Below are 7,244 nucleotides of genomic sequence, written 5' to 3'. Positions count from 1 at the left end.
ATGTCGTCAGCACCTACCGGGAGATCGGCCGGCAGTTCCCGCCTCCGCCGCCGGGCTGGGACCGGATGCCCCACCCGCCGCCCCGGCCAGAAATACTCGTCCCGCCTTCCGGCGATCGCAAACCCGCCTCTGCGGCGAACTGGATGCATGCGTGACTTCGAGCCCTCACTCCCCGGGCTGAGGCGATCTCCGGGTCGCTGAAGCCACCGATCACCAGGACACACACTGCCGTGGCAAAGGCGAGGAAGGCCGGCCTGCCGAGGGGACGGCAACGGGCAGCTCGCGCTGAAGAGCGACATCTGTTGGCGCTCGCGCGAGCCGGTCAAACGGTTACCTTCGTCACTTCGACATTTCCATACGACGTATGGTAACAATGAAAACGTGCTTCCATACAACGTATGGAACTGCGCGCTCGGACCACACCGGGCGTCATACATCGCCTGACAGAACAGCCATTGGCGCAGATCACCCCCTCGGGAAGGAAAGATCATGAACAAGCTCGCGAAGCGCATCGCCCTCACTGTCTCCTCCGTCGCGGTTCGCCGGTGCCGCCGTCCTCGGTGCCGGTGGCACCGCTTCGGCCGCGCCCCTTGCGTCCACGCACGCCCAGCACCCGACCGACGGGGCCGTGGCCGCTGATTACAGCTGGGACCACGGTGTCGGCTACCTGCTCGAGCGGGGCTACTCCTGCGACGAGGCCCGCGGCTGGCACCAGGACCGCCACGGCAGCGATTCGACCCGGCACGACTGCGACGGGCTCTACTACCGCGATGGTCACTTCTACCGCTGGGAGGACGAGGGACACGGCTGGACGTCCGACAGGTCCTATCGCCACGACGGGAACCGCTGCGAGCACGACGGCGGGGGCAGCCACCATGACGTGAGCCGCGGCGACCGGTGAGACGGGTAACCGCCCCCGCCCGCGCTGCCTCTCCGCCACAGGCCGGTGTGAGGCACCGCCGAGCCATACCCGGGAGCGGAAGCCTATGAAGAAGTCCTTGAAGGTCGTAGAACGGGGTGGCCGTGCAACTGGTCGTCTCGCACGTCTACTCGTTGCCCCTATGCGTACGTCTGCGCTACGAGGACGCTGATCCCTATGTCGTCCGTGCCACCTTCTTCGTCGACTGTGACGAGCCGGTCGAATGGGTCCTGGGGCGGGATCTTCTGGCTGACGGTCTGGAGGGTTCCGCAGGCCACGCGGACGTCCGGATCTGGTCGGCCACAGGGCGGGGTGACCAGTCGATCTACATCGCCCTCGGGTCTTCCGCAGGCACCGCCTTGCTCGAGGTCCCCGTGCAGGACATCTCGTCCTTCCTTCAGGACACCCAGGTTCTGGTGCTACGGGGGACCGAGTCCGGACTCATCGACTGGGATGCCGAACTGGCACACCTCCTCCCCCGAGGCTGGCCGCCGACCATCCATGCTCAGAAGTAAAGGAATCAGTGTCATGTCCCAATACCAGCTCCGCGTCTACACCCTGCGCAGCTCCGACGCGCTCGCCGCCTACGAGAAGATCTGGGCGCAGCACATTCCCGGTATGGCCAAGCACCGGATCACCACCCACGGCGTCTGGACGGTGCCCGCGGCGCCCGGAAGCGACACTCCCCGGCTGTACGCCCTCGTTTCCTACAAGGACGCCGACGACGTGCAGGAGCGGCTGGAGGCATATCTGTCGAGTCCTGAATTCCGCGCAGACATGGAGGGCTTCGACATCAGCCAGATCGTCGGCCTCGACGAGACCCTGCTGACGCCCACCGTGGAATCTCCCTTGCGCTGACGGTCGGCCTGCGACGAGTGACGCGGCAGAAGGGCCGGTATCCGGCGGCCCTGGGATGGTGTTCCGGTGTCGTCGATGACGACCCACCAGTGGCGGCCCTTGCCGGCATCGATACCTAGCCATAAGCAGGGCACCTGGGTGGTCATGTGCGTCTCCTCGGACTCCGACAGCGTGCCGTTCCGGTCCAAGGACGGCCCTGCATTGCGTGACCGGGCCCCGGCAACCACGGCCGGCGTCGAGGTGGGGACCGTGACGAGTCGGTTCACTACAACCACGACCGGTACAGAGTCGATCGCTGAGACCAAGAGCGCCCTTTGTCCGGCAGCCACCGTTGGCCACATCTCCGTGATGGCCCCGGCCGAAAGTAGTGGCCTCGCCTGCTCCCGTCGGCCGGGCGCCCTTGCGACGGCACGAAGAACTGCTCCTGCGGGTGTCCTCGTGCCGACCGCCACCGGTCCTCGCAGTAACCGCGTCTCTGTGCAGCCTCTTTGAATCCGACGACAGCCCTTCCGATGGCCCTCCCTCCCCGGATGACTCGAAGCACCAGGAGTAAGACCCAATGAAGTCATTGAGAACTGTGATCCAGGGGCTGCCTGTGAAGCTTGTCGGCGTGCATGCGACGTCCTTGTCCATGATCATGAATCTTCGCTATGAGCCGAGTGATCCCTATGTGGTCCATGCCGCATTCACCGCCGATGTCGACAGCGACGAGCTGGTGGAATGGATCATCGGGCGCGATTTGCTGATCGACGGCCTGGAGGGCCCTGCCGGCGAGGGAGACGTTCGCATATGGCCCGCCGGCGAGGAGGGCTGCCGCGACGTGTACATCCTTCTCAACCCGCCGTCCGGTACGGCCCTGCTCAAGGCCCCAGCGCAGGAATTCAAGGCGTTCCTGCAGGAAACGGAGGCAGTGGTGCCCCGGGGGGCCGAGCTCGCCCACAGTGACTTCGACCGCTTGCTGGCGCACTTCCTCGCCGAAGGGTGAGTCCTGGCAGGGTGCGACCTCAGGCAGGCACACGGACGTCTGCGCCTCGGTGTTCACCGCCAGGGTGAGTGGATGTCGGCAGTCGTGGTGTCGAGGGCGGCCGGGCCGAAGCCGGCGTCGGTCAGGATGTTCGCCGCGACTCCGCGGCCGACCCGCCCCGGTGAGGCCAGCCGCCACGCGGCGACCCGCTACCTGCGTCGCATCGCCCACCTTCCCGCGCTCCGTAGCTCGCCGCTCGTCGGCAGGCTCTGCCGCAGAGACGCACCTGAAGGCGTTTACGTCGTCGTGGTGCGCCCTGCGGCGGAAGTCTGGCAGCCGTTTGTCCGCTTCGCGCTCGCCCCACAAGCCCGCTGGTGGACGACGGCCGAGTTGCGGTCAGCCGGAGTGCTGGCCGAGCCTGCTGAACTGCTCGGCTCATGGACGGCTACTGGGACGGGCAGCTGCCCGATGAAGAGATCTCGCTTGAGTGAGCGGCTTCAACGCCGACCGTGCGCTCGCTGGGCCCCGCTCCCCGAACCCTGACGGCCTGTACACGCCGGTGCAGCGTAACGTCGTCTTGTGGACTTCCCTGCGGGCAGTCTCGTGTCCCGTGCCGCGCGTGAGGTCAGCCTCCGGGCAGACCAGCTGATCCATGACGTCGAGCGGTGCCTGCAGCGTGGAGTCCCCGAGGTCTGGGAGGACCCCGACGTAGCCCGTACGACGGCAGAGAACGTCACCGAACATGTTCTCGCGGCGTTGGCCGGCCTGGTACACAGCATCGAGCCGGGCCAGATCGAAACGCCGGCCGAAGACGTACCGGTGAGCGCCCTCACGGAACGCGCCCATCACCACCGATGCCTCGCCGATGGAGGCCAGCCCATGGCCTCGTACGTCGCCGATGAGCACCCGGGTGCAGGGGTTGTCGGCGCGGGCGATCGCCAACAGGTCGCCCCCGATCTGAGCCTCGTCCTCGGCGGCCAGATACAGCCAGGCCACCCGCAAGGGTCCGATCCGGCGGGGTGGAGGCCGCAGCAGAATCCGTTGTGCCGTCTCGGCCACCGACCGCACCCGGCTCAGCTCCCGGGCACGCCGCTCCCGCACATAGGTGATGAAGACCACCAGAGCCGACAACACGGCCAGGGCGATGAGCTACGCCACGTGGTTAGCGGTGGTCAGCCCGCCATGGAAGACCGAGATGATTACCAGGGCCGCCTGTGCCAGTGCCCCGACCAGAGCGGTCAGCCGCGGACCGGCGAAGGAGGCGGTCAGGGTCGGCGCGATGACGAGCAGCGGGCCCAGATGAACACTGGTGCCTATGCCGATGTCCGTCACGGTGATGACCACGATCAGCGCGAGCGCGATCACCAGCATCCCGCGCCCCGCGCGCTGCTCCAAGAGGCGGTCTCCCGATATACCGCGCGCACCCATACGCCCTTTGTACGCCCTCTTCGGCCGTACCTGCTCCTGGGCCAGGACGCCGGGGTCCTTGGGATCGTGGCCGGAGAGGTAGCCGGTGGCGGCGTCGGATGCCATCGCGCTGAACAAGGCGATGGCGATGGAACCGCCTATCTGCTGCAGGGTGTCGACAGCGGCCGAGGCGACGCCGGCATCGGTCGCCGCCACGTCGGGGGTCGCCAGGCTCATGGCGGGCGCGATGACCGTGCCCAGCCCGATGCCGACGAGCACCGGCTGGGGCAGTACCTGCGTCGCGTATCCGCTGTTCAGGTCCAGCTTGGTCATCCAGATCAGCCCGGCGGCCGCAATGGCCATGCCCAGCGGGACCACCGGCTTCGGTCCTCTACGCGCCACCAGGACGTTGTTGGCCACGGCGGAGGCGGACGACGAGGCCACGATCAGGGCAGGAAGGCGAAGTGGCGCCGGAGCAGCGGCGGTGGCGATAAGCCAACGGCCATGGTCATTTCACGGGTCAGCGTTATACGGCTGCCGTGAAGAGGCTAGGGAACCACCCCGCCGGGCGGTGTTCCCCCCGATGTGACGGGGGTGGCTCCCGTATGTCGCAGCCTGAGATCGCCCGACTGCGGGCGAGGCTCAGGTGCCGGTGCCTGGGGCGCAGCGCCTCAGAAGGTGTGACTCAAAGGCCGGCGTCCCGGCCGTCACGATCGCCGGTGAGCCGGCTTTCCAGACCCGTGATCAGCGTGTCCATCACGAGGCGGAACATGTGGTCCTGGTCAGGGCCTTCAGGAGATGTGTCCGCAGAATCAGGGTCTGCATCGCCGTCACCGTCTTCACCATCGTCCAAGCCGGGGGGCTTGAGGGTCGACCACTTGTGGAGCGAGCCGTTGAGTTCGGCGGCGAGGACACCGATGACGACGGCGACCATCAGCGCCGCGATCTCCGAGACCTCTGACTGCGGAACCCCGGCAGCCTCCACGATCGCGGTGAGCGCGGTCCAGAACGGGTCGTCGGCCTGGATGAAGTCGGGCTGGTGGCTGAACGAGTAGGCCATCAGTTCGGGGTGACGGTGCGCCAGGGTCCGGAAGTCGGTTGCGAGCAGGCGGATGCGCTCCTGCCAGGGAGCGTCCTCAAGCCTCACGGTGCGGAACTGGGCTCCGACCATTCTCGTCACGCCCCGCAGCACCGCTTCCTTGTTCGGCACATGGTGGTACAGCGACATCGGGTTCGCGTCGAGCACGGTCGCGAGTTTGCGCATGGTGAGCGCCTCGACCCCGTCCTCGTCGATGAGCCGCAGGGCGGCGGCGTAGATCCCGGCCTCGGTCAGAGGCACATCCCTCTTCCTCGTTCCCCGCGGGGGACGCCTCACCTTCTTTTCCATACCCCGTACGGTATCAGTTTCGTACGCCGTATGGAAATGACCTGAATCACAGCACCCACCAGGGCGGCCGGGCTTGCTTCACGTTTCCATACGTCGTACGGTACCAATTCCATACGGCGTATGTTTCCTTACGGCGCCACGGCATCGACCCGAGCAGCGCGCCCTTGCCCATCCCCCTCCACGCAGAGGAGCAAGCCATGACCACGCACTCCGCGAACGACCTTCGCCCCATCCGGTCCCCGCGCGGGGTCCCCCTGCTCGGCAACACGCCGCAGATCCCCGACACCAACCCGGTCGAGTACTTCGCCGAGCTGTCCAAGCAGTTCCCCGAGGGCATCTACGGCTTGGACATCGCCGGTGTCGAGCAGATCTTCGTCTACGACCCGGACCTGGTGGCCGAGGTCTCCGACGAGACGCGGTTCTTCAAGCAGATCGAGAAGACGCCGCTGCAGCATGTCCGGGACTTCGCGGGCGCGGGCCTGTTCACGGCCCACCAGCACGAGGAGGAATGGGGCATGGCACACCGGATCCTCCTGCCGGCGTTCAGCCAGCGGGCCATGAGGGCCTATTACGGGCAGATGCTGGAGATCGCCCAGAACCTGGCGGGCAAGTGGGAGCGCAAGGAGGGTCAGTCGGTCAACATCACCGACGACTACACCCGGCTGACACTGGACACGATCGCCCTGTCGGGGTTCGGCTACCGGTTCGACTCCTTCGAGAAGGAGGAGCTGCACCCCTTCCTCAACGCGCTGCTGGGCGCGCTGGTGGAGTCGCTGCGGCGCTCGCAGGAGCTGCCGATGATGACCAAGCTCCGCAAGGCCGATGCCAAGAAGTACGGCGAGAACGTCCAGCTGATGCAGGAGCTGGTCGAGAGCGTGATCAAGGAGCGCCGCGAGGGGAAGGGCGGCGGTGAGGAGGACCTGCTGGGCCTGATGCTGGAGGCCACCGACCCGGAGACCGGCAAGCGGCTGTACGACGACAACGTCCGCGACCAGGTGCTGACGTTCCTGATCGCCGGCCACGAGACCACCAGCGGCCTGCTGTCCTTCGCCACGTACTCGCTGATGCGCAACCCGCACGTGCTGGCCCAGGCGTACGCCGAGGTGGACCGGCTGATGCCAGGTGACACGGTCCCGGACTACGACACGATCATGCAGCTGGACGTCATCCCGCGGATCCTGGACGAGACCCTGCGCCTGTGGGCTCCCATCCCGTCGTTCGGCAAGACGGCGCGGGAGGACACCGTCATCGGCGGCCACTACGAGCTGAAGAAGGGTGCGAAGGTCCTCATCCTGGAAGGCCCGCTGCACACACACCCCAAGGCGTGGGAGCGGCCTGACGAGTTCGACATCGACCGCTGGCTGCCGGAGAACCGCGTCCAGCACCACCCGCACGCCTACAAGCCGTTCGGCAACGGCGTACGTGCCTGCATCGGCCGCCAGTTCGCGCTCACCGAGGCCCGCCTGGCCCTCGCGCTGGTGCTGCAGAAGTTCAAGTTCTCCGACACCACCGACTACAAGATGGACCCCCGGGAGGCGCTGACGCGCAAGCCCGGCAACTTCGAACTGATCGTCCGCCGTCGTCAGGAGCACGAGCGGACCGTCTTCGGCGCTGCGGACGTGCAGACCGGGGACACGCAGGCGCCGGCAGCGGTCAGCGGTGTCGGGGTGAATCTGACCGTCGCCTACGGTTCCAGCCTCGGCTCGTGC

8 protein-coding genes are annotated in these 7,244 nt (G+C 67.0%); 5 read left to right on the top strand and 3 right to left on the bottom strand.

The window, feature by feature from the left end; translation table 11 throughout:
• Positions 1-628: 628 nt before the first annotated feature.
• The 4 genes from R2S09_RS39645 to R2S09_RS39630 all read left to right on the top strand — a co-directional run bounded on the left by R2S09_RS39645 (position 629) and on the right by R2S09_RS39630 (position 2,762).
• Positions 629-901, top strand: a complete 273-nt coding sequence (locus R2S09_RS39645) for a hypothetical protein (protein ID WP_316746129.1) — start codon at positions 629-631, stop codon at positions 899-901.
• Between the two features lie 116 nt (positions 902-1,017).
• Positions 1,018-1,434 (top strand): SsgA family sporulation/cell division regulator, encoded by a 417-nt coding sequence (locus R2S09_RS39640; protein WP_316746127.1) that lies wholly within the window; start codon positions 1,018-1,020, stop codon positions 1,432-1,434.
• A 13-nt stretch (positions 1,435-1,447) separates the two neighbouring features.
• The gene (locus tag R2S09_RS39635) at positions 1,448-1,777 is read left to right on the top strand and encodes an NIPSNAP family protein (RefSeq protein ID WP_306193120.1); all 330 of its coding nucleotides are present in this window, start codon (positions 1,448-1,450) and stop codon (positions 1,775-1,777) included.
• Between the two features lie 559 nt (positions 1,778-2,336).
• Entirely contained in the window at positions 2,337-2,762 is a 426-nt protein-coding gene (locus R2S09_RS39630) for an SsgA family sporulation/cell division regulator (RefSeq protein ID WP_316746124.1), read from the top strand.
• A 414-nt stretch (positions 2,763-3,176) separates the two neighbouring features.
• Here the strand turns inward: R2S09_RS39630 and R2S09_RS39625 are convergent, their stop codons facing one another.
• The 3 genes from R2S09_RS39625 to R2S09_RS39615 all read right to left on the bottom strand — a co-directional run bounded on the left by R2S09_RS39625 (position 3,177) and on the right by R2S09_RS39615 (position 5,487).
• A complete protein-coding gene (locus tag R2S09_RS39625) occupies positions 3,177-3,737 on the bottom strand; it encodes a hypothetical protein (protein WP_316746122.1) in 561 nt (186 codons plus the stop codon).
• Between the two features lie 153 nt (positions 3,738-3,890).
• On the bottom strand, positions 3,891-4,592 hold the full coding sequence (locus R2S09_RS39620; protein ID WP_316746120.1) for a hypothetical protein: 702 nt from the start codon (positions 4,590-4,592) through the stop codon (positions 3,891-3,893).
• Positions 4,593-4,833: 241 nt separating this feature from the next.
• Complete coding sequence (locus tag R2S09_RS39615) at positions 4,834-5,487, bottom strand: TetR family transcriptional regulator (protein ID WP_316746118.1); 654 nt, start codon at positions 5,485-5,487, stop codon at positions 4,834-4,836.
• A gap of 245 nt (positions 5,488-5,732) precedes the next feature.
• Between R2S09_RS39615 and R2S09_RS39610 the strand changes: the two genes are divergently transcribed.
• Positions 5,733-7,244: cytochrome P450 (locus tag R2S09_RS39610; protein ID WP_316746116.1), on the top strand; the 1,512-nt coding region annotated here is incomplete at its 3' end.

This window comes from Streptomyces sp. MK7 (assembly GCF_032658145.1).
In the GTDB taxonomy this organism is placed as follows: Bacteria; Actinomycetota; Actinomycetes; order Streptomycetales; family Streptomycetaceae; genus Streptomyces; species Streptomyces spiralis.
Note: the sequence above shows the minus strand (reverse complement) of the source record. Positions and strands in the feature narration are given on the sequence as shown.